Source organism: Diplocloster hominis (assembly GCF_032380655.1).
GTDB lineage: Bacteria > Bacillota > Clostridia > Lachnospirales > Lachnospiraceae > Diplocloster > Diplocloster hominis.
On the sequence record NZ_JAWDIY010000101.1, the window covers coordinates 1 to 517 of the forward strand.

The 517-nt window shown below is 40.8% G+C and carries 2 protein-coding genes; one reads left to right on the forward strand and one right to left on the reverse strand.

The window, feature by feature from the left end; translation table 11 throughout:
- Positions 1-296: hypothetical protein (locus tag ABC831_RS26445; protein WP_343251056.1), on the forward strand; the 296-nt coding region annotated here is incomplete at its 5' end.
- 6 nt (positions 297-302) lie between these two features.
- Here the strand turns inward: ABC831_RS26445 and ABC831_RS26450 are convergent.
- Positions 303-517 (reverse strand): hypothetical protein (locus ABC831_RS26450; protein WP_343251057.1); only part of this gene is annotated, 215 nt, incomplete at its 5' end.

Here is a 517-nt window from a genome sequence, read left to right on the forward strand (position 1 = left end):
TAAATAATAATTTAGCCGGTTTTAAAATCAGATCCGGTACGGTCACGTCACTTACTATTCCGGCTGCGGGAGCAGACGGTGCAGCCGGGAAGCTTACTGGATCTATAAATATATCCGGGTTTTCAACCCCTCCTGCCGTATCCCTTACGGTACATACATCCTCAAACCGTATACCTTTTTTACGTCAAGGTATAACAGGTGTATCAGCAACCACAATTAATTATGTTATCGCCAGCGAGTATACGGCTGGATCATTTTCGGGTGTTGCGCTCCACTGGATCGCCGTCGGCAAATGATCATTTTTACGTCCATTTACATATTTCTTTATCTGACCATGTTCCGTTAGCGTAATACGATGCGTAAATACGTTTATACGAAAAGTCCATTATAAGTTGCAATATCCTGCCATCCGTGTGGATACAATCTAACGTAAGTCGAGATCCATAAAGGGTAATTTTAGCAGTGAGATTTTCATCTGCTTTTTCAAACGGCATTTTACCAGATAAATTATTATTTA